Source organism: Thiomicrorhabdus sp. ZW0627 (assembly GCF_029767005.1).
Lineage (GTDB): Bacteria > Pseudomonadota > Gammaproteobacteria > Thiomicrospirales > Thiomicrospiraceae > Thiomicrorhabdus.
The window spans coordinates 46,853-73,452 of the sequence record NZ_JARUQR010000005.1 but is presented as its reverse complement, the minus strand read 5'-3'; the positions used below and the strand labels follow the sequence as shown (position 1 = coordinate 73,452).

The 26,600-nt window shown below is 47.1% G+C and carries 19 protein-coding genes; 13 read left to right on the top strand and 6 right to left on the bottom strand.

Annotated features, from left to right (window positions below):
* Nucleotides 1–136 precede the first annotated feature (136 nt).
* From QCB45_RS09950 to QCB45_RS09940, 3 genes are all read left to right on the top strand, one after another.
* Entirely contained in the window at nt 137–2,218 is a 2,082-nt protein-coding gene (locus tag QCB45_RS09950) for a methyl-accepting chemotaxis protein (RefSeq protein WP_279420825.1), read from the top strand.
* Nucleotides 2,219–2,413: 195 nt separating this feature from the next.
* On the top strand, nt 2,414–7,453 hold the full coding sequence (locus tag QCB45_RS09945) for a diguanylate cyclase (RefSeq protein ID WP_279420824.1): 5,040 nt from the start codon (nt 2,414–2,416) through the stop codon (nt 7,451–7,453).
* Nucleotides 7,454–7,611: 158 nt separating this feature from the next.
* Nucleotides 7,612–8,895 (top strand): diguanylate cyclase, encoded by a 1,284-nt coding sequence (locus QCB45_RS09940; protein ID WP_279420823.1) that lies wholly within the window; start codon nt 7,612–7,614, stop codon nt 8,893–8,895.
* 55 nt (nt 8,896–8,950) lie between these two features.
* Here the strand turns inward: QCB45_RS09940 and QCB45_RS09935 are convergent, their stop codons facing one another.
* Entirely contained in the window at nt 8,951–10,840 is a 1,890-nt protein-coding gene (locus tag QCB45_RS09935) for a sigma 54-interacting transcriptional regulator (RefSeq protein WP_279420822.1), read from the bottom strand.
* 297 nt (nt 10,841–11,137) lie between these two features.
* Here QCB45_RS09935 and QCB45_RS09930 point away from each other — a divergent pair, with 297 nt between their 5' ends.
* Genes QCB45_RS09930 through QCB45_RS09905 form a run of 6 tightly spaced genes read left to right on the top strand, consistent with a single transcriptional unit; the run spans nt 11,138 to nt 16,166 of the window.
* Nucleotides 11,138–12,613 (top strand): ABC transporter substrate-binding protein, encoded by a 1,476-nt coding sequence (locus QCB45_RS09930; protein WP_279420821.1) that lies wholly within the window; start codon nt 11,138–11,140, stop codon nt 12,611–12,613.
* Nucleotides 12,614–12,634: 21 nt separating this feature from the next.
* Complete coding sequence (gene ntrB / locus QCB45_RS09925) at nt 12,635–13,465, top strand: nitrate ABC transporter permease (protein ID WP_279420819.1); 831 nt, start codon at nt 12,635–12,637, stop codon at nt 13,463–13,465.
* Nucleotides 13,466–13,474: 9 nt separating this feature from the next.
* Nucleotides 13,475–14,341, top strand: a complete 867-nt coding sequence (locus QCB45_RS09920; RefSeq protein ID WP_279420818.1) for an ABC transporter ATP-binding protein — start codon at nt 13,475–13,477, stop codon at nt 14,339–14,341.
* A complete protein-coding gene (gene cynS, locus QCB45_RS09915; protein ID WP_279420817.1) occupies nt 14,338–14,778 on the top strand; it encodes a cyanase in 441 nt (146 codons plus the stop codon). Before QCB45_RS09920 ends, cynS begins: the two co-directional genes overlap by 4 nt.
* A gap of 56 nt (nt 14,779–14,834) precedes the next feature.
* Nucleotides 14,835–15,683 carry a sulfurtransferase gene (locus tag QCB45_RS09910; protein WP_279420816.1) on the top strand — a complete coding sequence of 283 codons (849 nt, stop codon included), beginning with the start codon at nt 14,835–14,837 and terminating at the stop codon, nt 15,681–15,683.
* 15 nt (nt 15,684–15,698) lie between these two features.
* Nucleotides 15,699–16,166, top strand: a complete 468-nt coding sequence (locus QCB45_RS09905; protein WP_279420815.1) for a CopD family protein — start codon at nt 15,699–15,701, stop codon at nt 16,164–16,166.
* A 79-nt stretch (nt 16,167–16,245) separates the two neighbouring features.
* Here QCB45_RS09905 and QCB45_RS09900 read toward each other — a convergent pair whose 3' ends face one another.
* The 3 genes from QCB45_RS09900 to QCB45_RS09890 all read right to left on the bottom strand — a co-directional run bounded on the left by QCB45_RS09900 (nt 16,246) and on the right by QCB45_RS09890 (nt 19,460).
* Nucleotides 16,246–17,394 (bottom strand): hypothetical protein, encoded by a 1,149-nt coding sequence (locus QCB45_RS09900; protein WP_279420814.1) that lies wholly within the window; start codon nt 17,392–17,394, stop codon nt 16,246–16,248.
* Nucleotides 17,395–17,410: 16 nt separating this feature from the next.
* On the bottom strand, nt 17,411–18,688 hold the full coding sequence (locus tag QCB45_RS09895) for a hypothetical protein (RefSeq protein ID WP_279420813.1): 1,278 nt from the start codon (nt 18,686–18,688) through the stop codon (nt 17,411–17,413).
* 79 nt (nt 18,689–18,767) lie between these two features.
* Nucleotides 18,768–19,460 carry an RluA family pseudouridine synthase gene (locus QCB45_RS09890; protein WP_279420812.1) on the bottom strand — a complete coding sequence of 231 codons (693 nt, stop codon included), beginning with the start codon at nt 19,458–19,460 and terminating at the stop codon, nt 18,768–18,770.
* Between the two features lie 56 nt (nt 19,461–19,516).
* On the opposite strand from QCB45_RS09890, the gene QCB45_RS09885 reads away from it, so the two are divergent.
* The gene (locus QCB45_RS09885) at nt 19,517–20,008 is read left to right on the top strand and encodes a low molecular weight phosphotyrosine protein phosphatase (protein ID WP_279420811.1); all 492 of its coding nucleotides are present in this window, start codon (nt 19,517–19,519) and stop codon (nt 20,006–20,008) included.
* 150 nt (nt 20,009–20,158) lie between these two features.
* On the opposite strand, the gene rne is transcribed toward QCB45_RS09885, so the two are convergent.
* Entirely contained in the window at nt 20,159–22,642 is a 2,484-nt protein-coding gene (rne, locus tag QCB45_RS09880) for a ribonuclease E (RefSeq protein WP_279420809.1), read from the bottom strand.
* Between the two features lie 843 nt (nt 22,643–23,485).
* Between rne and QCB45_RS09875 the strand changes: the two genes are divergently transcribed.
* Both QCB45_RS09875 and QCB45_RS09870 read left to right on the top strand, forming a co-directional pair.
* The gene (locus tag QCB45_RS09875) at nt 23,486–24,457 is read left to right on the top strand and encodes an RluA family pseudouridine synthase (RefSeq protein WP_279420808.1); all 972 of its coding nucleotides are present in this window, start codon (nt 23,486–23,488) and stop codon (nt 24,455–24,457) included.
* 32 nt (nt 24,458–24,489) lie between these two features.
* Complete coding sequence (locus tag QCB45_RS09870; protein ID WP_279420807.1) at nt 24,490–25,146, top strand: HAD-IA family hydrolase; 657 nt, start codon at nt 24,490–24,492, stop codon at nt 25,144–25,146.
* An 89-nt stretch (nt 25,147–25,235) separates the two neighbouring features.
* Here QCB45_RS09870 and QCB45_RS09865 read toward each other — a convergent pair whose 3' ends face one another.
* Nucleotides 25,236–25,844 (bottom strand): Maf family nucleotide pyrophosphatase, encoded by a 609-nt coding sequence (locus QCB45_RS09865; RefSeq protein ID WP_279420806.1) that lies wholly within the window; start codon nt 25,842–25,844, stop codon nt 25,236–25,238.
* A gap of 212 nt (nt 25,845–26,056) precedes the next feature.
* On the opposite strand from QCB45_RS09865, the gene QCB45_RS09860 reads away from it, so the two are divergent.
* Nucleotides 26,057–26,596, top strand: a complete 540-nt coding sequence (locus QCB45_RS09860) for a YceD family protein (RefSeq protein WP_279420805.1) — start codon at nt 26,057–26,059, stop codon at nt 26,594–26,596.
* Nucleotides 26,597–26,600: the final 4 nt, after the last annotated feature.

Genomic DNA, 26,600 nt, shown 5'->3' with positions numbered 1-26,600 from the left:
GGTGCAGTCGAAGGGTTTGCCAGATTAAATACTGTTTAACTTGTATATATGTGTTTGATTTTAAATAATATTTGATAAGAAGAATGGTGATTGCTTTGTTTCTGTTCAGGAATTTAAATTAATTTATAGGAAGTAAATGATGCGATTGACCTGGACCCTGATTGTTCTGTTGAATTTGGTGTTTGGAGGATTATTGGTGGCCTTGATGGGGGCTGTGGACTGGGAAGTATATAAGTGGCTCGCATTGCCGTTTATGGTGGCTGCAGGCCTGTTTTCAACAGGCCTGTTGTATAAGAATTTATTGTCCGAGCAGCGCAGTTACATCCACAATATGATGCAACCGGGTGAAGAGGTGAACAAACGTCCGGAGTCGGAACTGCCTTTGGCCTGGAAACAGAGTTTGCAGGCCTTACAGGAACCCGCCGTGAAATCCGATGGACTGGATCGTTTGATGGATGTTTTGGAAAGCGGTGAACCAACCGCAGTGCAGACTCTGGAAGCCGATTATTCGGAAGCATTGGTTGATCGCATCAAGCACTTTTTATCCAAGAACGAGCAGGCCTCTAAGGTACTGGATGAAGTCATTAAATCGATTCAGAGCGCCGATTTCGGTGGTGAGTTGACGTTGAGTAAGGCGAACGAGGATATTCAAGAAGCGCAACAAACCGTTGCCAGTATGGCAGAGGAATTATTGGCGTTGCAACGCAGTGGGGCGTCCCGTGAAAACGCTCAGAATCTGATTCGAAGCCATCTGGAAAAACATCCAAACTTCCTGGCGTGTTGGAGCGGTTGGGAGCCGGCTGCTTATGACGCAGAGGATGAAAACTTCAAGAACGTTGACTGGCATGATGAGACTGGGCGATTTATGCCTTTTTGGGGGCGTTCCGGTGATCAGCTTGGACTCGAGCCTTTAGTGGATTACGAAGTTCCAGGGCTGGGGGATTTCTACCTTAAGCCATTGCAAACCAAGCAGCCGCAAGTGGTCGATCCTTATATGTATCCGGTTGGAGACGATGAATTCCTGATTACCAGTGTCGTGAAGCCAATCATTGATAATGGCAAGGTGGTCGGTGTGGCCGGGGTGGATATTTCACTTTCGCGCCATTTGGATGAGCTGTCCGATGGCCTGAATCCACAAGATCAACGGACGGTCCAGAGCAGCGTAGAGGCGATGCTGAACCTGAAAAGTGCGATTGCGGAAGTCACTCGAGTGATGTTCTTTATGGCCAATGGTCAGTTCAGTCAACGTATTGATAAAGCCTTACCTGGCGACTTGCAAAGTTTGAAAGAGGCGGTCAATGATTCGGTGTCCGCTCTTGATCTGGCGATGTCTGAAATTAACCAAGTGATGGCGACATTCTCTCAGGGAGATTTAACCAAGCAGATTGAAGGCGATTATCAAGGGGATCTTAAAGCGTTGAAATCGGGCATCAATACGGCGGTTGAAAACCTGCACGAGATTCTCTCGCAAACCGCAGGAACCACACGCACCGTGGTTGACAACACTCAGGCTCTGGAAAGAGATAACCATAATTTGAATTCCCGTACTCAGCAGCAGGCCGCTTCACTTGAAGAGACGGCGGCCAGTATGGAAGAATTGACCGAAACCATTCGCAATACCGCACATGAATCCGGCAGTGCATCGAGTTTGGTCGGTCAAGTGCAAACCCATGTCGAGCAAGGGGCTCAAGTGGTCATAAAAACCCAAGAATCGATGAACGAGATTTATCAGGCCAGCCAAAAAATTGCCGACATTGTGCAACTGATTGACGGCATCTCCTTCCAGACGAACCTTTTGGCGTTGAACGCCTCTGTGGAAGCGGCGCGAGCCGGTGAGCACGGTCGTGGGTTTGCCGTGGTGGCCGGAGAGGTGCGTAATCTTGCCTTACGTGCTTCGCAGGCTTCCAATGACATCAAGGACTTGGTTGAGCAGAATCTGTCCATGGTGAATCATGGTCAGAGCTTGTCCAATGAGTCGGCTCAGGCCCTGCAGCAAATTAATGAAAACATTGAAAAATTGGTCAAGATCGTCAATCAGATCAGTTCCGCAGCAGATCAGGAAATGAGCGCGACGGAACAGGTTAACCAGGCGATTGCCCAGTTGGATCAGTTTACACAGGAAAATGCCGCTCTATCGGATCAATCCGCTCAGTTGAGTGAGGCGATGTCCGCCAGTGCCAAACAGTTGCAATCGGTCATGTCCGGCATCAAGCTCTGATTGACGAGGCTATCGGAAGTGTCCGGAAGCGAATGGCGTTTTCGGACGGCCTGCTTTTCAAAGATTGAATTTACCTACCTTTATTGTTGAATTTAACGTTTACGCCATCGGCTTGATTGAGTAGAATTCAGTATTCTGCATTCAAAATATCAGCGGCCCTAGCTTAATCTTGGCTTACTCTTGAAGGTTTCAAAGTTGGAAACTATCGGTTACAAAATACAAGACAGTATCGCCACTACACGGAATTCTGAACTGTTCCTGGCGACGCATCCTCAATATTCAGAAGCGTTGGTCTGTAAAAAGAATCAAGCCGCTTATGCGAGTAATCAGGTTATTGAACACCTACGGCATGAATTGGAACTGTTGAATCGTTTTGACCACCCATCCATTATCAAAGCGCACGGCATAGAGAGTGTTCAAGGTCAGAGCTATTTGGTTCGCGATTATTTTGACGGGGTTGCTCTGCACGATGTCTTGAAAGACCGTCCACTTGAGCTGGAAAGATTCCTTCCTTTAGCGATTCAGTTAGCCGATGTGATTGAAACCTTGCATCTTCAGGAGGTGATCCACGGCAATTTGTCTCCATATAACATTTTGATCGACAGAAGTGGTGAACAGCTTATGCTGACCGGCTTCGGTGCTGCGGTACGTCGATTGTTCGCTTTGGAAGAAGAGGGTTGTAGCGAATCGAGCCAATCTCATCATTACTTGGCGCCCGAACAGGGCGGCAGGCTCTGTTACCAGGTTGGACCGGAAGCGGATATCTATTCGTTAGGCATTTTGTTTTTCCAAATGTTGAGCGGACAGCTTCCATTTGATTCGCAAGACACAGTCGGGCTTATCCACAGCCACATCGCTAAGCATGCTCCAATGCTTGATGGGATCGTTGATGGCGTACCGAAAGGTGTGGCTGAAATGGTTGCCAAGATGATCGAAAAGACGCCGGGAGACCGCTACTCCAGCGTCGCGTCACTTAAAGCAGATTTAAAACGCTTCTTTGTTGCATTACAAACGGGTAAAGAAATTGTCGATTTTGAACCGGATGGTATGGGGGGTACACTCCGTTTCAAACAATCAAATAAGCTATACGGAAGAACGAATGAGATTCGTCGTTTCAAAGAGACCATTCGTTCCCAATCTCAAAAAGGACGTGCTTCACTGATCTCAATTTATGGGAGTTCAGGTGTCGGGAAGTCCAGTATGGTCGAAGCGACCATTGAAGAACTCGAATCGTTTTCCGGTTACCATCTATCTACGAAGTTTGATCAGTATCGTCAAAATACCCCGTTTGAAATGCTCTACTCCGCGTTACGGGATCTGATCGATCAGGTTTTGGCAGGCGATGAAGACCGATTGAAGTTCTGGAAAAAAAGGCTGCAGGATTCTTTAGGGCGTCAGGCCGGTGTCTTGGTCGAAGCGATCCCGGAAGTGGCGTGGATTATCGGAGCACAGCCGGAAGTGGAAACTTTACCGCCTTCCGACGCCAAAGTACGATTAAACGGGCTGTTGTGCCGTTTCGTTCAGGCGTTTGCTACTTCTGAACACCCTCTTATTTTGGTGTTGGATGATTTGCAATGGGCAGACATCTCTACCATCGAATGGCTTGAAACCGCTTTGCAGGATATTTCCCATCTGGTGATCGTGGCGGTGTACCGAGATAATGAGGTTGAAGCAGAGCATCCGTTTAATCTTCTGTTGAACAAAGTTCGAAATTCTCAGGCGGACAGCGAAGAAATTCGACTTTCGGATATCTCCTCAGAAGCGATCGGCCAATTGGTTGCGGATTATTTACCGCTGCCAGACAATGAACTGACGGAAGTCAGCGAAATCATTCTTCAAAAAACAGGCGGGAATGCCTTTTTCGTCAATGAATATCTCAAGCAGCTTCATCAGGATAAGGTGGTTTTTTTCGACCCGGACGAGTCCAGTTGGTCATGTGACCTGGACAAGCTGAAACAGCTTCCCGTCAGTGATAATGTGGTGGATTTTCTGTCACAGCGAATCGTCACCTTTCCTGAGCAAGTAAAGTCATTGCTTAAAATCGCTTCGTGTATTGGTAATCGTTTTAATGCAGGTGTCGCAAGATCCGTTCATGCCGGTTTTGATGTGGGTGAAGACTTTGAGGTTTCTTTGGAAACGGCTATTAACGAGGGATGGGTTAAGCCGGAATTAGGCGGCTCGGATACCGGTGATATGTATTATCAGTTCACTCACGATCGGATACAGCAGGCCGTCTGGTCGCTGTTGGAACCGGAAGAGAGAGAGCATGTCCATCTGCTGATCGGGCGACACATGCAAGCGGCACATGCGCAACTTGAAAAAGAAGTGTTGTTTGATTGCGTTAACCATCTGAACAAGGCGTGTGGCCTGTTTACCTCTCAAGAGGAATGGTGGGATCTGGCGGAATTGAATTATCAGGCGTCACTGGAAGCGAAATCGAGTGGGGACTTTGAACTGGCGCTGGCTTATATCAAAAAGGCGATGGAGTGGATGCCGGATTTAGATGAGCATTCGAAATTGGCTTTGATTCTAAAGGATCGTGCCGAATGCGAGCACCTGTGTAACCGTCGAGAGCAGGCGATTCACTTCTACAATCAAGCCGTCGAAGCCAGTGAAGACCTTTTGGAAAAGGCCTACGTCTTTGAATTGATGATCAAGTTCTATACCGATATTTCAGAGTTTGAACAGGCCTACTCAATTGGCCGAAGTGCGACACAGATGTTTGGGGTTGGCTTGCCGAGTAAATTCAATCCGGCTTTGTTTGCCAAAGATTTTCTATCGCTTCAGGCCAAGCTCAGAAAGTATGAGGTTTCCGAACTTCTCGATCTGCCGGAGGTTCAGGACGAGCATATGAGAATGGTGATTCGTCTGTTATCCGCCATTCTGAAAGCCGCCTATCAGATTAAGCCGGAACTTTGTGTGGCCATTTCCCTCAAAGTAATTCGTCTTTGCCTGAAATACGGGAACAGCCGTGAAGCCGTGGTCGGTTACATCGTATTCGGTATTATTTTCCAAGGGGGGGTGCTGGGCAAGCACAAAATCGGTTATGAATACGGCAAGCTGTCGATGGCGCTGGTCGAGCGTTATGGGAATACCCAGCAGAAAGCGGAAGTGCAGTTCGTATTCGGTTATTTTGCAATGAGTTGGCAAAAGGCGTCGGCTTTTACCGAACAGAATTGGTTTGATGCTTATCGTCATGGTTTGGAAGTCGGCGACTGGTTCCATACAGGTTGTGCGGCTGCTGGGATTGTGCAGAGCATGTTTATGCGTGGTAAGCCTCTCGATGAGATTATTGGAGAAGTGGAACGGTTTGAGTCCAGTTTGCAGCGAATCGGCGCAGAAGAACAGCTAGGCGCAATTTTGAGTGTGAAGCAGGCGATTCATAACCTGCGCGGAGAGACGCATTCCAGTTTATCGTTCGATCATGCAGATTTTGACGAGGGAGATTATGTCGATTCCCTTGATGGTTACGGCTCACGCCACTTCGCGCATTATTATTACGTGAATAAGATGTGGACGCTGTATCTGCATCGGGAATATCGAAATGCGCTTGAAATCAGTCTTCAAAGCCGCAAGTTTTTGGGCGATTCCAAGGGGATGTTGCACGGTGCAGAGCATTACTTTCTGACGGCTCTGGTTCAAGCCCAACTGTATTCGCAGTCTGCGCCATTTAAGCGACAGCAGTATCGATTGAATATCGCGGCAACGGTCAAGCGATTCACGGCTTGGGCGGAATCCTGTCCCGAGAACTTTTTGGTTCGTCTCCGGATATTGGAAGGGGAGAAGTCTCGGCTTGCGGGGAATTATCCTCAGGCATTGCGCAGTTACGAGGCGGCGATTGAGGCGGCAGGTGTTTTCGGTCAACCCCACTTGAATGGTGTGGCGAATTCATTGGCTGCCGATGTTCATGAGATGATGCATCAGTCTAAGGTGGCGGGACTTTATCGTCAGGCTGCCAAGGAGAGTTTCCAGCGTTGGGGTGCTTCTGTAGGACAGGAAGGTGAAAATGAAAACCGTTCTGCCGAGACATCGATTTTTGATGTCTCGGCGTTGATGAAGGCGACAGAAGTCATAGCCAGAGAGAAACGACTGCCGGAGTTATTGGAAACTCTGATCGGTATCATGGTCGAAAATGCGGGCGCGCAGCACGGTTTACTGCTGCTGCAAGAAAATGACCTTTTGGTGGTGCAGGCCGAAGCCTTGGTTGAAACGGACAGTGTCAGTGTGATGCAAGGGACACCTTATTTGCAGAACCCGAATATGGTTCATTCAATCGTCAATTATGTTTTGCGAACCGAAGAAGCGATTGTTTTGGAGAATGCTCAGCAGAGTAGTGTATTTGGCCGTGATGAAGAGGTTGACAGACGTGGGGTCAAATCCGTGTTATGTGCGCCTCTGATATTGCATGGTCAGTTCCGTGGGGTGATCTATCTTGAAAACAATGCCGTCTCCGGAGTATTTACAACAGAACGTATCGAGCTTCTTAAGCATTTGAGCGGACATGTCGTCATCGCCATCGATAATGCGGTGATTTACGATCAGCTTGAACAGAAGGTTGCGGAGCGTACTCACGATATCGATGTCAAAAACGAAGCCTTGGGATTGCAGAATGTCGAACTGAAAAAACAGAATGACACGATTCTTGAATTGAACTCTTTGGTAGTGAAAGAGAACGAAGAGCGTATAAAGGTAGAAAAACAACTTCAGCAGGCAATTGAAGAGCTGAACCGTCTGGCGACAACCGACTCTTTGACGGAGTTGAGCAATCGTCGTGATTTTGACCGCTATCTTGAACAGGAGTGTGATCTACAGGCAAGATCGGACAAGCCGTTGTCGTTACTTCTTTGTGATATCGATTCATTTAAGGCCTATAACGATCATTATGGTCACCAGCAGGGTGATGCTTGTTTGAAGCAGGTTGCCGACATTCTTAACGAATCTGTTTTACGCTCAACGGATTTTGTTGCGCGTTATGGTGGAGAGGAGTTTGCACTTGTATTGCCTTCCACAAACGAAGAGGGTGCGCTGCGCATTGCACAAACCATTCATGAAAAGCTTCGTGAGGTAGCCATCCTTCATGAATACTCTTCCGTATCCGATTCCGTGACCTTGAGTATTGGCTTGGCGGTCGCTCCCGAGAAAGAGCGAGCTGTTCCACAAGTCTTATTGAAAATGGCGGATGATGCGCTTTATCGTGCTAAAAAACAGGGTAGAAACAGAACCGTCTCTAGCTAGTTTTTCAATTTTGATTGCGGATCATGTCTTTTTGTTTAAGTTTTTTGACTTAACTTGTAATTAATTTCACTTCTTTTCATTAATCTGTAAGGTACTTGTGTTATAAATTATACTTATAAATTGTAGGTTTATTTGTATCTTGTGCTCAGGGGACTTTAATGAATTCCAGGATCTTGCTTATCGAAGATCAAAAATCGATTGCCATGTTGTTGAAAGCGCGTTTGGAAAGTGAGTTGGAAGTGGAGGTGACGTTAGCACATTCCATGGCTGATACGGAGCGTTTGTTAGCGAGCGGAGAGCATTATGATCTGGCTTTGAGCGACCTGACTTTGCCGGATGCCCCAAACGGTGAGACGGTCGAGCTACTTCGCTCTTACCGTGTAGCGACTGTGGTTTTGACCGGAAATTATGACGAGCAGATGCGAGAAAAAATGTACCGCAACCATGTGGCGGATTACGTCATTAAGGAAGGCGTGGTCGCGATCGATTATGTGGTGCGATTGTTACGGGTACTGGTAGGGAATGCCGACCGTCAAATCTGGATTGCTGCACTCTCCGATGGCTTGGCTTCCAAGCTTGTGGGGTTGTTGGGGGTGCATCGTTTCAAGGTCAAGGTGTTCGTTTCTCTGAAAGAAATGCTTGAGGAGATGGATACGGAGCAGCCGGACTTCATTATTGTTGGAGAAGGGACGGATCAAAATGAGAGTTTGCGTTATTTAACCAAATTGAGAGCGGTGACAAACTTTAATGAATTGCCTGTTCTGGCTCTGGTTGAGAAACAGGGCAGTAGCATGGCTGTGAAAATGATGAAGTATGGCGCAAACGACTATCTTCTGTATCCATTTAAACCGGAAGAGCTTTATGCCCGGGTGACTCAGAACATAGAGCGTCAAATGGCCTATAAGCAGATTAAATTGGTTTCGGAGACGGATGGCCTGACTGGCCTGTATAACAGACGTACCTTTTTTCAGAAGGGAAGAAAGGTTTTCGACGTCGATTTCCTGCCCAAAGGCGTCCCTTTTGTTGTGATGGGGGATATCGATCATTTTAAGCATATCAACGATACCTATGGACATCCAAAAGGGGACGAGGCGATCCGGTTTGTCGCAGGCCTATTTAAAAAATTCTTCCAGGATAGTCTGGCGGCTCGTGTGGGCGGAGAAGAATTTTCTGTTGTTGGGAATTCCTGTGATCCTTACACGGTCATCGACAGCTGTGAGAAGTTGCGTCAGCAAGTTGAAATCAAATCCAAGATAGCCGTGGGTGTGGAGTTTACAATAAGTCTGGGAATCGTATTTGCGGCGGATGATCTGGAATCTGCAGTTCAGGATGCAGACAAGATGCTCTATCGTTCTAAGATGCAGGGACGTAATTGTTTGAACTTTCATATGGACTTGGACAGAGATGGCTTGTTTTCCGGATGTGAGCAGGTTTCGGTTTAGTTCTGTATAAATTCAGTTTTCGCTATAGAAGTTGGTGTAAGCCTGTCTCTTCCTGTTATTGAATCTGAATGTAGTTATGTCGGTTTATTCCCAGTTTTTTGATTTTAGAAGTCAGTGTGGTTGGTTTTAAATTCAGGAGTTCCGCTGCTCCGTTGTTACCGAATACCTTGCCGTTGCAAAGGGTAAGGGCGTTGATGATATTCTGTTTTTCCTCTTCCAGCCGTTCCTGTTTGGTTTGAACCGAGATTTTCTTCTGTTCGGATTCCGATGATATTTCCTGAAGTACGTTTTGCTTAGGCAGATTGAGTTCCAGTTTCTTTTCGTTGGAAAGAATGATGGCACGTTCGATAACGTTGACCAATTCACGGATGTTACCCGGCCAAGAATACGTTTTCATTTTCTGTATATCCCCAACAGTCAGGTTCATGGGCGGTTTGGCGAATTTTCGGCAGGCCAGTTTCAGGAAGTGGTCTGCCAGTAACGGGATGTCCTCGATACGTTCCCGTAGGGGAATGGATTCGATCGGGAAGACGTTCAGTCTGAAGTAGAGGTCTTCACGGAAGTTTTTTGCCTGCACTTCCTGTTTCAGGTCACGGTTGGTGGCGGCGATGATGCGTACGTCGACACTTCGGGTTTTGGACTCACCAACTCGCTCGAATTGCTGTTCCTGCAAAACGCGCAAAAGTTTGCTTTGCAGTTCCATCGGGATTTCTCCGACTTCGTCCAGGAAAAGTGAGCCTCCGTCAGCCAATTCGAATCGCCCGGCTCGATCAGTGACCGCCCCAGTGAAGGCGCCTTTGATGTGACCGAAAAATTCGCTTTCGAACAGTTCTCTTGGAATCGAGGCGCAATTGACTCGGATTAGAGGACGGTTTTTTCGGCCGCTGCTTTCATGGATGGCGCGAGCGATTAGCTCTTTACCGGTTCCGGATTCTCCTGTGATCAGAACGTTGGCATCGGTTGGTGCGACGAGTTCGATTTGTTGAATGATCTTGTGGATGGCCGCGCTTTTTCCCACGATCTGCTTGTAGTTATGTTCGGAGCGATACTCTTCTTGAAGGTAGGCGTTTTCAAGTTCCAATCGTTTTTTAAGGGTCTGCACTTCATTGAGTGCGGAGTGTAGTTTCTCTTCGGCCAGTTTTCGTTCGCTGATATCTCGGAAGATGACAACGGCGCCGACCAGACGACCGTTATCCATGATTGGAGTGCTTGTGTATTCGATGGGGATGGAGTTACCGTCTTTACGCCAGAAAAGTTCGTTTTCGACATGGCGAACTTCTCCGTCTCGAATGGCGGCGTAGATGTGGCAATCATCCCCTATGTATTCGGTTCCGTCACTGTGGCTGTGATGGATCATGGCATGCATGTTCTTGCCAATAAGTTCTTCGGCTTTCCATCCAAGCATGCGTTCACCGGCCGGGTTGATAAAGGTGGTGTTGCCGTCGACGTCGACACCGTAAATTCCTTCGCCGACCGCTCTCAGAATCAACTGGTTTTCACGTTCGAATTCCCGGAAAACATTTTCAATCGTTTGCCAATGTTCCAGCCCGTCCCGGTGTAATTTGTTGGCGTCGGAAATCTGTCTGAGATCTTCCAGTGTCTTTTTATTTCGAATGGTACAGGCAATGACCGGTGAGGATTCTGATCCCGCTTCGATGAGGATTGCGGACATTTCAAGGTCAATCGGTTGTTTGTTCAGGGGGAGTGCCTGTAATTCGTTGCTCCAGGCTTGTTTCTTTTCCAGTACTTCTTCCGTAAAAACCACCAGCTTCGACAGACTTGGTCTGAAAAGCTGGGTCACGCTCAAACTTTCGAGGGTATCTTGCGTTATATAGAACAGTTTGAGCGCAGTCGGATTGGCCTGGATGATACGGTTGGCGAACGGGTCGATGATCAGAATCGCTTCCTGGTTTTTTTCGAACAGGTCTTCGTAGATATTTCTCATACCGGTGCCTTTAAAACTTGCCTTGTAATAGGGATATTTCTCTTTAAAACAATAATCGTACCTATTTACGATTTTTCGTAGTCATGCTACGAAAAATCGTTTTTTTACGAAAAAAAGTAGATGTTTTTTTTGCTGTTATTTCTATAAAAATCTTTTATAAACAATCTGTTATCTATCATTTTGTTGAATGGCATATCTTCTGCTCAATGAAGGGTAGTGGCATCCCTGTGTTTTCCGTAGTAATTGCGAATGCACTGATTGGAGGCGAATATAACCTAAATTGTGCGAGGTATTGATATGTCTTTTAAGAGTTTGAGTGATCCTTTTAATCCGGATAAAAGTCTGTTGCATAAAACGGACTGTGATTGTCCGATGTGCCAGATTGAGAAAGTCTCGGGTAATATGAGTGCTTCTCAGAAGCAGGAAGTGGTTGAAAAGGCTGCTTACGAATCTCCTGCGTCTACACATAGCATGCATGTCGATGCCGAGCATAATGAAGCGTTGGATTCGAATGAAGCGATCATGGATCGTGCGATTGAAAGCGCTGTGGTTAGATCGGTATTCGGTCACAACGAGATGAGCCGTCGCTCTTTCCTGAGTATGGTGGGAGCTGGTACGGCCGCTTCCGTTTTGGGTACGGTGTTCCCGATGGAAGAAGCAAAAGCTGCTTTGAAAGAATCTATGGGAATGGGCAAGCTTGAAAAGAGCAAGCTTAAGATCGGTTTCGTACCGATCACCTGTGCGACTCCGATCATCATGGCGCACCCTATGGGCTTCTATGAGAAGAACGGATTGGATGTGGACGTAATCAAGACAGCCGGTTGGGCTGTGGCGCGTGATAAGTCATTAGCGAAAGAATACGACGCTTCTCACATGTTGACGCCAATGCCATTGGCGATGTCGATGGGTGCGGGTTCGACTGCCAAGCCTTTCATTATGCCTACGGTTGAAAATATTAACGGTCAGGCAATCGTACTTCACAACGACCACAAGGATAAGCGTGATCCTAAGGATTGGAAAGGCTTCAAGTTCGGTGTTCCTTTCGAATATTCAATGCACAACTTCCTATTACGTTATTACGTAGCTGAGCATGGTTTGGATCCGGATAAAGACATCCAAATCCGTGTTGTTCCACCACCGGAAATGGTTGCTAACCTGCGTGCCGGTAACCTGGATGGTTATCTGTCTCCTGATCCTTTTAACCAGCGTGCTGTTTGGGAAAAAGTCGGTTTTATCCATACGTTGACTAAAGACATCTGGGAAGGCCACCCTTGCTGTGCATTCGCATGTAGTAAAGAGTTTGCAGTTGAAAATCCAAATACTTACGGTGCCTTGTTGCGTTCGATTATCGATGCGACCGAATATTCGGCGAAGCCTGAAAACCGTAAGGAAATTTCAGCGGCCATTGCGCCTAAGAACTATTTGAACCAGCCTGTACCGGTTGTTGAACAGGTATTGACTGGACGTTACGCCGACGGTTTGGGATCGGTTCAGAATGTACCGGACCGTATCGACTTCGATCCATTCCCATGGCACTCGATGGGGGTTTGGATCCTGACTCAGATGAAGCGTTGGGGTTATATCGAAGGGGATGTCGATTACAACAAGATCGCAGAAGAAGTTTATCTTGCCTCTGAGACCGGTGCGGTTATGAAGGAGTTGGGTTATACCCCTCCGAGCAAAACATACGAGAACTATACCATTATGGGTAAAGAGTTCGACTATACCAAGCCGGAAGAATATCTACAGAGCTTTAAAATTCGTAGAAGCTAATCAATAACCAAGGATGTATGTATGTTTAACATGTTAAGACTGAAATCAGCGCTGCTTTCCGTCATCATGTTGGTGGTACTGTTGGGTGTCTGGGAGTGGATGAACCAGATTCCGACAGATACCAAGCCACTGACTGAGTATGAGATGTTGATGGGGGGAGCCTCGCAGGAGGCTAGGGTTCCGCCTCCATCCGAAATCATCAAACTCGCCTACGAGGAATTGAGTAATCCTTTCTATGATGCCGGTCCTAACGACAAGGGGATCGGGATTCAGTTGGGCTATTCGATTTATCGTGTGCTGGTTGGCTTTTTCTTTGCAGCATTGATTGCGATTCCGGTTGGTTTTCTGATCGGGATGTCGCCTTTGATGTATAACGCATTAAACCCTTATATCCAGGTTTTAAGGCCGATTTCCCCTTTGGCGTGGATGCCGTTGGCTCTGTTCGTCATCAAGGATTCGGAAATCTCGGCGATCTTCGTTATCTTCATCTGTTCCATTTGGCCGATGTTGCTTAATACAGCGTTCGGTGTCGCCAATGTCCGAAAGGACTGGATTAATGTGGCCAAGACGCATGAGTTGAGTGCGGTCAAAACCGCTTTACAGGTCATCTTACCTGCTGCGGCACCTACGATCTTAACCGGGATGCGTATTTCAATCGGTATCGCTTGGTTGGTTATCGTTGCGGCCGAAATGCTGGTAGGTGGTACCGGTATCGGTTACTACGTCTGGAACGAATGGAATAACTTGGATTTGGCCAGCGTAATCTTTTCTATCCTAATGATCGGAGTAGTCGGAATGCTGTTGGATATGATTCTGGCATTTACGGCTCGATGGATCGCATATGAAGAATAGGAGAGAGAGATGACATCACATTTTTTAGAAATACAAGGACTAAAGAAAAGTTATCCGGGACGTGGTAAAGATCCAGAGGTGACCATTTTCGAACACGCTAATTTCAATATCGAGAAAGGTGAGTTCGTTTGTGTGATTGGTCACTCCGGTTGTGGTAAGTCGACGATCCTGAACATTCTGGCCGGTTTGGATGAGGCTACCGAAGGCGTCGTGATCATGAATGGTCGCGAAGTCTCGGGCCCGAGTCTGGATCGTGGGGTGGTATTCCAGAATTACAGTCTGTTGCCATGGCGTACCACCTTGCAGAACATCACGTTTGCGGTTCAGGCACGATGGCCGGCCTGGAACAAGGAACAGGTCATTGCCCACAGCCAGAAGTATCTGGAACTGGTGGGATTGAAAAATGCCATGAACCGTAAACCTTCGGAACTGTCCGGCGGGATGCGTCAACGAGTGAGTATTGCTCGTGCGTTTGCGACCCAGCCTCAGTTGCTGTTGATGGACGAACCTTTCGGTGCATTGGATGCGTTGACTCGTGGCGTAATTCAGGAAGAGTTGATCAAGATTTGGAGTGAATCCAAGCAGACGGTTTTCATGATTACGCATGACGTGGATGAAGCAATCTTGTTGTCCGACCGTATTCTTTTAATGAGTAACGGTCCGAAAGCGCAGATTGCGGAGTCGGTCGAAGTGACCATTCCGAGACCGAGAAAACGTACCGATATCATCCATCATCCGGATTACTACAACATCCGTAACCACCTGGTGGATTTCCTGGTTAACCGCTCCAAAGACTATGCGAAAGAGCAAACTGAGGTCGACCCTAACCGTCAGCCTGTGACGGTGAATTTATTGAAAAAGAGGGAAATAGCATGACAAAAATCGAAATGACCGAAGCCATTATTTTGGCGAAAGCGGAAAAGGGTGCTTCGTGGGCGAGTATCGCCGAAGCAGCCGGTTTGGGGGAGGTGTTCGTGACATCTGCCTGTTTGGGGATGAACAGCCTTAAGTCGGAACCGGCTGATAAGCTTTGTGCTTACCTTGGCCTTGATGCGACGGTTTCTGCCGCTCTTCAGGCATTCCCGCACAAGTCTTGGGAAAAGGCCGTACCGACCGACCCGTTGATTTATCGTCTGTATGAAATTGTCGGCGTTTACGGTCCGACCATGAAGGAATTGATTCATGAGAAGTTCGGCGACGGCATCATGAGTGCAATCGACTTCACAATGGATATTGACAAGGAAGAGAATCCTGCCGGTGACCGCGTTGTGGTCAAAATGAACGGTAAGTTCCTACCTTATAAAGCTTGGTGATTCGGTTTTATTTCGAATCGAAAGGATTGAAGTTGTCTTTTTAAAGGAGAAGTACCATGTCTGAACCGTTATTGATTAATGCATCAAAGCTCGAAACAATGATGAAAAGCGAACCTGTCGTCATCATTGACACACGCTCCCCGGAAGCCTATGAGCAGGGTCATATTCCGGGAGCAGTGAATATTCATAGTATTTTCACCTTTTTGGCGACCTCCAGTCCGGAAGGGTTGGAGGAGTTGAAGGATAACTTCGCAAAAGCTTTTGGCGACGCGGGTTTGTCGGGAGAAGAAACGGCCGTTCTGTATGAAGATTCTTTGAATACAGGTTTCGGTCAATCTTGCCGTGGTTATTTCTTGTTGACCTATCTTGGTTATGAGAAGGTCAGTATCCTTCAAGGCGGTTACCAGTCGTGGTTGGCGGAAGGTTTTCCGGTTAGTACAGAGGAGGAGACACCGGTTGCCAAGACATTCCCGCTTAAGGATACGGGCAGTGAGTTCATGGTTGATAAAGACGATGTTCTGAAGGCGCTTGATTCGGATACGGTGCTTCTGGATGTGCGTGATGTCGATGAGTGGATTGCCGACAGTTCTTCACCATACGGCAAGGATTTCTGTCCGCGTAAGGGGCGTTTACCGGGTGCGGTGTGGATTGAATGGTATCGAATGATGAAGCCGGGCGCTGTACCTATGCTCAAGTCGCCTGACGAGATTATGGCAGAATGTAAGACGGTCGGAATCGATAAGGATACGCCGGTTTACCTGTATTGCTTTAAAGGGGCGAGAGCCTCCAATACCTTGGTTGCATTGAAGTCGGCCGGCATGGATAATGTAAAACTCTATTTCGGCTCTTGGAATGAGTGGTCACGTGATCCTGCGTTGCCGATCGAAGAGGGGCTTCCATACTAAAAACAAGGATTCTCAATGAATGTAGCCAGTTTGATTGCGACGTCGGTTCATACGGTTGTCGCAGTGCTTTGGGTAGGCGGTATCTTTTTAGCTTATAGGGTGTTGCGCCCAGCCGCGATGCAGTTGCAACCACCACAGAGGCTGACTTTATGGGTTGATGTCTTTAGTCGGTTTTTTCCGTGGGTGTGGGGCTTTATCATTGCACTGGTTATTTCAGGTTATTGGGATTGGAATGTTCGTTTTGGAGGATATGAGAGCGCACCGATTTATCTGCATGCGATGCAGTTGATTGGCTGGTTGATGATCTTTCTGTTTGCATGGCTTTATTTCGTGCCTTTCGCCAAGTTCAAGGCGTTGGTTGCCGATCAGCAATTCCCTGAGGCAGGGAAGGTGATGAATGAAAAGATGCGTCCGGTCATTGCAATCAATTTAACCTTAGGGGTGCTCGAAGCGATTATTGGCGCATCGGGTCCCTTCTGGTAAGTTTGAAGTAAACTCAATTTTATCCATAAAAAAACCACCGAATTCGGTGGTTTTTTATGTCTGTTATTAAGTCGTTTGTCTAAGGTTTGACGTGATAGCTGTAAGGCTTGGGTTCATCATTAAGCGCTTTCACCTGTGATTGCAGACTGTTCTGTTGAGTCGTAATGGTTTTTAGCTGTGCCTTCAGTTCTTCTAGACTCTGTTGAATCAGTTTATAGTTTTTCAGGGTTTCTTTGTTTGTTTCTGGTGAAGCAGTAGACGAAGTTGTTCCGCTCTGTTTCGCTAAGTTCTGTTTGATTTCATTTAATGTCTTGGACTGTTTGCTGACAAGCCAGTTTATGTCTTTAAGCTGTTTGGCCTGCTGCTCAGTGATGCCTTGCTGGGTCGCGGCCAGTGTCTTGGCTTGAAGTTTTTGCTGCTCATCCAGAATCTTATCGAGAAGCGTCTTAAGGTTCGCATATTGTTCGTTTTCAGCAATAGATGCGCTTTCTGATTTTGGCAGAGTTTCTTTGACATCAGCCGTTTCAGTGGTTGCAGTCGACGGTACGGTAGATTCCGTGTTGGAAGGTGGTACCTGATCGGCCTGTTTGGTAGTTTCTTCAGGAATTACTGTCGGATCAGGTTGTGGAGCCGGTACCATCGTGCTGAGATGCTGTTCTTTTCTTGGTGGTTTCATGCGCTGGATTTCAGCGGTCAACAATTCGAGTAGCGAGGAGATTTGATCAACTTTGATGGTGATCTGTTTGTTCAACAAACCGTTTTCAGTTTGAATGATGTCAAGCACTTCGCCTTTGAACTGAAGCTGTTTTTTGTGCATGTCGTAAAGCATCCAGCCGATTGCTGAAGCGGCAGCAACGCCCAGCACTACGTTGGCAGTCAGCATAATCGCGAAACTGGATTTGGCCGATTTGAGCTCGGAGTTTGCCACTTTGGTCGCTTGTCGCCAAGCAAAGTTACCTTCCGATAACTCCATGATTTGCGTTTTTTGGCGATTGGCGTGATTAAGGGAAGTTTCTGCCGCTTTTTGGCTTTGACTTGCCGCTTCCTGAGCAGTTCTGGCCGCTTCCACGGCTAAAGAGATCGCATCAATCTGATTGGCGGAATCCAGCTTTTGAAACTGCTCCTGTTTCTCTTTATTGCGATTGACCTGATCTTCCAGCGCGTCGGCTGAGGCTTCAAGTTGCTCCAGTTCGTCAAGTAAGTCGTCGGTGATTTTTTGATCGTTCATGGCGCGGGCCTATCTGCTATTCAGGTTTCATTTCAGCAATGCGGTTTTTGATATTCAAATTAATGGCTTTGAGTTGCTGGTTCTTGCTTCGAATCTGTTCTAGTTGAAGATCGATTTCTTCGCTTGAAAGTTGTGTATCCACTCCGTCCTGTTCAAGAGTATAGCCTGCATTCTTTGCAGCCTCAAATGCACGCTCCGCAGCGGCAAATGTGGCTTCAATGGCTTTTTGGGTCTTTTCGGCAGAAGCTTGGGCTTTCTTGGTGGTTGCGATGGCGAGTAGTGTCGCTTCCTGAGCGGTGTTTTTCACTTCGGATGCAATTGCCTGAATCTCCTGATCGATAGCAATGGCTTCTTCCATGCTTTCAATCGACTCGCTGGCTTGAGTCGTAGGTGCACTTTCTTCGTTTTGGCTGGCCAAATCCGAGATGGTTTCTGTTGTACCGGCATTGACCTCGTCAATCGTTTGTACCGGTGCTTGCTCAAGTGACGGTTCGATCTCATCGTCAATGTTGAACGCTTCTTCAGACGATTCCAATTCTGTTTCAGGGGCAAGTGTTTCGGTAGAGGAGAAGTCTTGTTCTAACTCTTCTTCACCCGAAACTTCCTTCATCAATTCATCGGCCATAATTTCTTCGGCCGGGATGTCAGGCTCTTCGGCAAGCGCTTCATCTGCTAAGTTATCCATGTCCATCACTTCAGATAGGTCGCCGCCCAGGGTGTCCATTGCATCTAAGGTATCATCAGTATCAGCAAGTTCATCATCGGCGTTTTCAAAGGCAGAGACCAGGCTGTCTTCAACGGCTTTCTCGGTGTCGCTCAACGGTTCTATCTGGTCGTTGCTGTCTTCCTCCATTGCAGAATTCTGCATGGACTCCATCATTGAATCGATATCATCTAGGTTCATGTCATCAAGGTCGTCTTCGGAAGAGGCTAGAGGTTCTTCTGGTGATGCTTCTAGCGGTGTTTCGTCAATCTCTTGAGGCATTGACGCGGACATTTCTGTTTCGGCCGAAACCACCGGCTCTGCCTGGCTGATTTCTTGAAGCATGCTTTCAATGTCGTCTTCATCAACCGGCAGGTCATCGTGTTCGACATCGGGTAGTGATTGAACCACATCATCGATTTCTAACATGGTTTCATCTTCAGTTGGGGTGTTGCCTTCTAAGTCAGACAGAAGTTCGTCGACGTCCAAGGAGTCGTCTCCCTTTTCTTTGCTTTCATCAGGGATTTCTCCCATCATTTCGAGCATTTCCAAGGTTGCCTTATCATCTTGTTCCAAATCGATGTTTGACATGCTGTTTTCCCTCAACTGAAAGATTTGTATTTTTTGATGCAGGTCTTAAAGCATAAACTATGCCATGGTTTTTTGGAGATTAGTCCTGAAGCAAATGTTCGAAATCGGGCGGACAGGAGATATCCATGGCTTGACCGGTTTCTGGATGGGTGAAGCTCAGTTGCTGGGCGTGTAGCATGAGTCGTGGCATCATTTCAAGACTGACCGGATCGGCATAGAGATTATCGCCCAGAATAGGGTGACCAAGCGACTTCATATGTAGACGTAGTTGGTGGGAACGACCAGTGACCGGCGTCAGTTCGACTGTGAAAAAATTTTGATATTGCTGTAAAACTCGCCAGTGGGTTTCGGCGTATTTACCGTAGAAGAAGTCAATCATCTGGAGCGGGCGGCGCTCCCAGTCGCATCGCATCGGCAGGCGGACCGAACCGCTTTGCAGGCTGGGCTTGCCTAGGCAGACGGCCTGATAGGACTTGTCCGTTTCACGCTCCTGAAATTGGCGGCTCAGTACTCTGTGCGCTTCTTTGTTGCGAGCCAAAAGCATGATTCCGCTGGTGTCCATGTCCAGACGGTGGACGATCAACGCATCCGGATAATGTGCTTGCAGATGGGATAACAGGCATTCTTGTTTATCAGGCCCTCTGCCCGGCACTGAAAGTAATCCGGAGGGCTTGTTGGCCACAATGATCGATTCATCGACGTAGAGTATCCAATCTTCCGAAAATTGAAATTGATTTTCGAGGGTCGTTGAGAGATGAGAGGATGAGTGCATTTTGAGGGATAGGCCTGTAAACTATTGCGCATATTTTAACTAAGGTTCTCCGAATTATGTCTAAAAAAATAAAAGTGCTGTTTGTCTGTATGGGCAACATTTGCCGTTCTCCGACGGCGCATGCTGTGTTTCGTAAGTTGGTCAGGGATAATGGTCTTGAGAAAATGATCGAGATCGATTCGGCTGGTACGCACGCATATCACGTTGGCAATCCGCCGGATTCTCGTTCCATGCAGGTTGCACGTGGCAGAGGGATCGAGATGAAGGATTTGCGGGCCAGACAAGTCGATTTTGGCGATTTTATCCAGTATGACTATGTCTTGGCGATGGATCACGCTAATTATGGCAATCTTAAGGATTTGGCTTTGCCTGAACATTTCGACAAAATTTCCATGTTTCTGGATTTTGCAGAGAACTTTTCGGAAGTGGAAGTGCCTGATCCGTATTACGGCGGGCCACAAGGTTTTGATCTGGTGTTTGATATGGTTACGGATGCTTCAGAGGGATTGTTGAGACATATCAGGGAAGAACATCTTCAGGATAGTTAATTGCTGTTTGAAAGTGAGCAGGCCTGTCGGGGTGGATAAAACGGTACAGGTTTGAAGTCTATTACTGTTGCTCAGAACAAAATTTCAGGTATAAAAAAAGGCACGTGATGTGCCTTTTTTGTACTTTGTATAAAGTGATGAAGCGAGTTGTTATTCAGCTTTTTCCAACTTTACTTCTTCCTGAACCGGTTTTTCGGCCGTTTGTTCAGCAGGTTCTTTGCCTTCGGATTTTTCTACCGGCTTCTCAGCAGGCTTTTCCTGAGGTTTGTCCGCTGCTTTTTCTACCGAGTTGGTCTCTTCCTTGGCTGCAGGCGCTTTTTCTTTTACCGGCTTATCCGCAGGCTTTGGGGAAGTTGCTTCCGTAGGATTGGTTTCCGAACTCGGCTTTTCAGTCTCTTTATTCGCCTGTTCACTACCTGGAGCCGGGGAATCGATCGACATGGTCTCGGCTCCGGCAGGTGCACGACGGCGACGGTTGTAGGAGCGACTGTTGTAGCGACTGCGACGACGCTGACCGGAACGACGTCCACCTTTGTCTTCTTCACCTTCTTGTGTCGGTTTGGAAGTATCGCCTTCTTGTGGCTTTTCAACGGCTTCCGATTTAGCTGGTTTGGCCGGCTTTTTATCGGTTGTATCTTCCGCTTCCTGCTCCTGTAGAACGTTTTGATTTTCAAGCTGTTCTACGGCTTTAGGTTCACGTTCTCTACGCGGTTTGCGTTGACGGCGAGGTTTGGTTTGTTCGCCGGTTGCTTCAGTTTCTTCGTGCTTCTCTTCACGTTTGTCGCGATTATCAGTTCGACGCTTGTTTTGAGCAGTCTTATCCTGATCGTCTGCGTTACGGCGACGGTTGTTGTTACGGCGACGGTTACCACCACGACCATCCTGACGCTGACGCTTAGGTTGGTTGTCGCGGCGAGATTTTGTCTCTTCCTTTTTAGGTTCTTCTTCAGATGGGCTGAACAAGGCTTTCAATACGCGAGAAAGAAGACCTGGTTTTTTAACCTCTGGTGAAGTTGTGGTTGTTGGGGCCGGAGGAGCACTTGGCTGGATGTTTTTGACAGCCGGTTCTTCCGTTACAACCGCTTTAGCCGGTTCCGTTACCAGATGATCTTCCGGAAGGATGGCTTCCTTGATTTCATAACTGGCGCTTGTGGTTGAGTCGTCACCGTTACGCGTACGTTCCATGATGTATTGTGGCGTTTCCAGATGTTCGTTCGGAACGATCAGGATATGCAGGTTATGGCGGTCTTCGATCTTGGTGATCTGGTTACGCTTTTCGTTCAATAGGAACGTTGCAACGTCGACCGGAATCTGCACTGTCACACGACGGGTGTTTTCTTTCATCGATTCTTCTTCCAATAGACGAAGGATCGATAGAGCCAATGATTCAACCCCGCGGATCACGCCGACGCCTTTACAGCGAGGGCAGACAATCTGGGTTGATTCATCGATGGAAGGGCGTAAGCGCTGACGCGACATTTCCAACAAACCGAAGCGTGAGATCTTGCCGATCTGTACGCGGGCACGGTCGGATTTAACCGCTTCCTTGATCTTGTTTTCCACTTCGCGTTGATGGCGGTTCGAGTGCATGTCGATAAAGTCGATGACGACTAATCCGCCGATATCACGCAAACGTAGCTGACGTGCGATCTCGCAGGCCGCTTCCATGTTGGTGTGGAAGGCGGTCTCTTCGATATCGCCACCTTTGGTCGAGCGGCTTGAGTTGATATCGATTGCGGTCAAGGCTTCGGTGATATCGATCACGATGGCACCGCCTGACGGCAGAGTCACTTCACGCTGATAGGCCGATTCGATCTGTGATTCAATCTGGAAGCGGGTGAACAGCGGAATGGTGTCTTGATAAGGCTTAACCTTGTAGACCTGCTGAGGCATAACGTGTTGGATGAAATCACGCGCCTTGTGGAAGGTCGGCATGTCATCGATGATGATCTCACCGATATCTTGACGTAGGTAGTCGCGAATCGCCAGGATCACCATATCGGATTCTTGGTGAATCAGGAAAGGTGCAGGTTTTGAATCCGCAGCCTTCTGGATTGCTTCCCAAAGTTGTACTAGATAGTTCACACCCCATTGTAGTTCGTCGGTGTTTTTTCCAACGCCTGCAGTACGGATGATAAGCCCCATTCCTTCAGGAATGTCTAGGTCGCGCAATGAATCACGGATCTCAGAGCGGTCATCTCCTTCGATGCGGCGCGAAATTCCACCTGCCTTAGGGTTGTTAGGCATCATGACGATGTATGGGCCGGCCAGGGTGATCTGAGTGGTCAGAGCTGCACCTTTGTTACCGCGTTCTTCTTTTTGGACCTGTACGATGACTTCCTGGCCTTCGGTCAAGACGTCTTTGATGTTGAAGCGACCGCTTTCCGGCTTGGTGTCAGGGAAGTATTCTTCGGCAATTTCTTTGAAAGGCAAGAAACCGTGACGTTCAGAACCGTAATCGACAAATGCAGCTTCCAAGCTTGGTTCGATTCGGGTGATACGGCCTTTATAGATATTGGCTTTTTTCTTTTGGTGGTGTGGGGTTTCTACATCTAAATCATATAAGGTTTGTCCATCGACAAGGGCAATGCGCAGCTCCTCCGGCTGGGTCGCATTAATGAGCATTCTTTTCATGCTGTTCTCTTTAGTTGTCTCGAAAACACTAGATACAGCGATATAGGGAACTGCACGGGAACAAAGCCGATTTCTCGGTGTGGTTTTGGTAGCGTTGGTAGCCTACCAAGGAGTGTAAGGTTCAATTCTGGCGAATTGTTGTCTGGTTTCTGTGGGTAAACAGTTATTTGTTGCTGTGAAATCATTTGTTAGTGAATACGATTTTGTCGTTTGTTCTAAAACCTAACAGTTTGGTTTTGTAACCTTGGCAACCCGTATGGTGCCTTTTCACTTTTCTCTGTTCGATTATCGGCCGGATTTACCGGCACGTCCCGTGTATACAACATTGTTATCGAGCTTAGTCGTGTTTTTATTTGAATTTTCACTAAGCTCTAGCCAGTCCGGATAGGTTAAGCACCGGTCTTTCTGTAATCCTTACGATAAGTCTTTGTCCCGTATCATTAATCGGACGTCTTATGACTGTTTTTAAAATAAGTCGCGTCCGTTAATTTAAGGGTTTGCCGGATTTGAATTTGAGCAATTGGCTATCGATTCAAACCGGGCAAGCGCTATATCGTCTGTAAGTCGTGTCTTCGATGTGGTTTGTAAAATTGTTTAGTGCGAACAAAGCGCATTAAACTCGCGTTTTAAAATTCCTGCACAGTTTTGAGTTGTGCCATCTCTAACTTCTGCTTACAAATTAAGCCTCGCAAATATATCACTCATTTTCTTGCTATGCAATGACATATTGTGTAAGTACAGGTAAACTTATGCCAATTTTAAAATAATATATTGCAATCAAGGTCTAAGGCTTTCCTCTAGAAGCCGCTCAAGACCATATATTTAAGGGAAAAAACAACTGTTATGTCATCAAAGTCGTCCGGTTCTTCGAAATCGTCAAAAGTACAATTTGTAAATGTCACAACCGAGGACGAGGGGCAGCGGGTCGATAATTTTCTAATGCGTTTTTTAAGAAAAGCGCCCAAGACGTTGGTTTATCGAATTATTCGTAAGGGTGAGGTTCGGGTCAATAAAGGGCGCGTCAAGGCTCAGACTCGGTTGGTGGCCGGTGATGTGGTTCGGATCCCACCGGTGGAGTTGCCGGAGTCGAAGGTTGTGGTGGAAAGCGATATTCCCCACAGTCAGTTGCAGCGCATCGAAGAGAATATTATTTATGAAGATAATGACTTGATGGTGGTGAATAAGCCTTCGGGTGTGGCTGTGCATGGCGGTAGTGGTGTTAATTGGGGGTTGATTGAGGTGGTGCGTATTTTACGACCGCTGGCGAAACGTTTGGAGTTGGTGCACCGAATTGATCGCGATACCTCGGGCTGTTTGTTGATTGCCAAAAAGGCTTCTGTATTGAAGGATTTGCAACAGCAGGTCCGGGAGAATAAATTCGACAAGCGTTATTTGGCGATTGTGACAGGTCGCTGGCCTAAGCGCAAAACCAAAGTGGATTTGCCGTTGCGTAAGGATCGTCCTAAAGAGGGTGGTTGGCATGTTGTAGTGGCTCAGGATGGAAAGCCTTCCGTCAGTTACTTTACGGTCGAGCGTCATTTGCAGGATTGTGATTTGGTATCCGTTAAGTTGGAGACGGGGCGAACTCATCAGATTCGTGTGCATGCCCTTGCTCAAGGGTGTCCTTTGGTCGGCGACGACAAATATGGTGACCGTGAGTTGAATAAACGGTTCCGTCCGATGGGCATGAAGCGTCTGGCGTTGCACGCACAGTTTTTAGGATTTACTCATCCGGTTACGAAAGAGTGGATGCAAATGGAAGCGCCTTTGTGGCCTGACTTTGAAAAGATTATTGAAACCTTGGCTTTGCCATAGAGCGTAAGGCTGGAAAAAGAACGGAGTTTTTGGTGAAGAAGTATCAGTTGGTGATTTTTGATTGGGATGGCACTTTGATGAATTCAGAGGGGCGTATTGTCGCCTCGATTCAGGCGGCTGCGGAACGCTGCGGATTGCCGGTGCTGTCGGATGAAGAATCGAAACAGATCATTGGTTTGAGTCTGGAAAAAGCGATTTTGGGATTGTATCCCGATGCGGAACAGTCGCAAGTGGAGGCGATGGCGCAAGCCTATACACAGTGTTTTTTAGAAGAGTGTGAAGTGGAGATGGAGGCATTCGACGGAGCCGAAGCCATGCTTTATAACCTGAGGAATCAGGGTGTGAAACTGGCGATTGCCACTGGTAAGAGTCGTAAAGGCCTGGATCAGGTGTTGGCTGAATGCGGTTTAGGTGTGTATTTTGATATTACACGTACACCTGTTGAGTCGGCCTCAAAACCGGATCCGTTGATGCTGGAGCAGATTTTGGAGGCATTGGATGTGTCGGTTGAACACGCATTGATGGTGGGAGATACGACGTTCGATTTGGAAATGGCACGCAATATTAATATGGATCGCGTTGCTTTGAGTCATGGAGTGCATGACTCACACGAGCTGGATGTGCACGAACCATTGGCGCATTTTGATGACTTGCAGGCGTTACACGGTTGGTTGATGACGCGAATCTAGTCATTGGTATCCGGTTTTAATCGGATGGTTAGATGTTTAAAGAACTGGGCAGGCCTGTTGAAGGCCTGTTTTTGTTTTAGGGTTTGTTTTCAGCTCGCAAGTGGGAGAATGATGCCCATTTTTCTGAAGAGAGTGGTTAGCTCGATAAGTGGCAGGCCAATTAGTGCGTTTGGGTCTTTGCTTTCGATGCTTTCAAATAGGGTGATGCCTAATCCTTCCGATTTGAAGCTGCCGGCACATTGATAAGGTGTTTCTGCCAGCAGATAGTTTTCGATGGTTTGCTTATCCAGCTCGCGGAAGTGTACGACGGTTTCATCCATTGCCTGATGTGCGGTTTGCGTGGTTGGATCTATGACCACCAGGCCGGTGTAAAATTTGATGGATCGACCGCTGAAGTTCTTCAGTTGTTTTACTGCGTTTTCGTGGGTGTGAGGTTTGCCGATCGGTTTGTTGTCAAAAGTCGCACACTGGTCGGAAGCAATGATGATTTTGTTGGGGTGTTGTTCGGCAATAGTCTGTGCCTTCAGTAACGAGAGACGTTCAACCATCTGCTCAGGTGTCTCGTCGTCAAGTGGCGTTTCGTCGATTTCCGGAGAGAATTGGCTGAACGTAAGTTGCAGTTTTTCAAGCAGTTGTTTTCTAAAGGGAGAAGAAGACCCTAAGATAATGGCTGGTAGTTGATTTTTGTGTGTAATCATTTGCTTAAAAGTTTTTATATCTGAGTTAAAATATGCGCTGTTGCTCGTAAACGAATCGTTTTCATGCAAACAGAGGGTTTCTTTGCTGCGTTATTTGAAAGTATGTCTTTGTTTTAAAGAATGTTTACCGGAAAATGGGCAGACAAATAAAATTAATAAAAAGCGTGTCTTTTTTTTGACTTAATTAACTGTTACAGGTATGATTCGCCGCTATGTTTGATAAGCTACCCGAACTGATCGATCCTTTAAACTTGGTAAACCATAATAAACATATTGTGGCACGAGTCAATCAGGGGCGTTTCAAACGTCTCTCGGAACTTGTGGTAGACCATGATCGAGAAGTGGATGTTGAACTGGATTTCTTTTATGACAAGACGCTGAAAATGCCGGCGTTTAATATGAAGTTGGAAACCAGTTTGAATTTGCAGTGCCAACGCTCTTTAGAGGCATTTGATTATCCGGTCAAATCTGAAATCAAAGGCGTGATTGTCGAATCGACGGTGCTGGCAGAAGATGTTCCAGATGATGTAGAGATTTTTGAGCTTGTTGAAGAGAAAGTCTCTTTGCCGGAATGGGTTGAGGATGAGCTACTGTTATGTGTGCCGCTAGCGCCCGTTAAGGAAGGTAGTTCGATGGAGTATGAGAATGCTTCCGAATCTACAACGGATGAAGAAAATGAATTGGAGGGCTCTACTGAAGGAAGCTCTCAAAAGCCTAACCCGTTTGCAGTATTGCAAGGGTTGAAGAAATAGATTG

Bases quoted from the DNA above. Each gene is read 5' to 3' on its own strand.
- QCB45_RS09950 (WP_279420825.1), top strand. From the start codon at position 137: ATGATGCGATTGACCTGGACCCTGATTGTTCTGTTGAATTTGGTGTTT.
- QCB45_RS09940 (WP_279420823.1), top strand. From the start codon at position 7,612: ATGAATTCCAGGATCTTGCTTATCGAAGATCAAAAATCGATTGCCATG.
- QCB45_RS09935 (WP_279420822.1), bottom strand. From the start codon at position 10,840: ATGAGAAATATCTACGAAGACCTGTTCGAAAAAAACCAGGAAGCGATT.
- QCB45_RS09930 (WP_279420821.1), top strand. From the start codon at position 11,138: ATGTCTTTTAAGAGTTTGAGTGATCCTTTTAATCCGGATAAAAGTCTG.
- ntrB (WP_279420819.1), top strand. From the start codon at position 12,635: ATGTTTAACATGTTAAGACTGAAATCAGCGCTGCTTTCCGTCATCATG.
- QCB45_RS09920 (WP_279420818.1), top strand. From the start codon at position 13,475: ATGACATCACATTTTTTAGAAATACAAGGACTAAAGAAAAGTTATCCG.
- cynS (WP_279420817.1), top strand. From the start codon at position 14,338: ATGACAAAAATCGAAATGACCGAAGCCATTATTTTGGCGAAAGCGGAA.
- QCB45_RS09910 (WP_279420816.1), top strand. From the start codon at position 14,835: ATGTCTGAACCGTTATTGATTAATGCATCAAAGCTCGAAACAATGATG.
- QCB45_RS09905 (WP_279420815.1), top strand. From the start codon at position 15,699: ATGAATGTAGCCAGTTTGATTGCGACGTCGGTTCATACGGTTGTCGCA.
- QCB45_RS09900 (WP_279420814.1), bottom strand. From the start codon at position 17,394: ATGAACGATCAAAAAATCACCGACGACTTACTTGACGAACTGGAGCAA.
- QCB45_RS09895 (WP_279420813.1), bottom strand. From the start codon at position 18,688: ATGTCAAACATCGATTTGGAACAAGATGATAAGGCAACCTTGGAAATG.
- QCB45_RS09890 (WP_279420812.1), bottom strand. From the start codon at position 19,460: ATGCACTCATCCTCTCATCTCTCAACGACCCTCGAAAATCAATTTCAA.
- QCB45_RS09885 (WP_279420811.1), top strand. From the start codon at position 19,517: ATGTCTAAAAAAATAAAAGTGCTGTTTGTCTGTATGGGCAACATTTGC.
- rne (WP_279420809.1), bottom strand. From the start codon at position 22,642: ATGAAAAGAATGCTCATTAATGCGACCCAGCCGGAGGAGCTGCGCATT.
- QCB45_RS09875 (WP_279420808.1), top strand. From the start codon at position 23,486: ATGTCATCAAAGTCGTCCGGTTCTTCGAAATCGTCAAAAGTACAATTT.
- QCB45_RS09865 (WP_279420806.1), bottom strand. From the start codon at position 25,844: ATGATTACACACAAAAATCAACTACCAGCCATTATCTTAGGGTCTTCT.
- QCB45_RS09860 (WP_279420805.1), top strand. From the start codon at position 26,057: ATGTTTGATAAGCTACCCGAACTGATCGATCCTTTAAACTTGGTAAAC.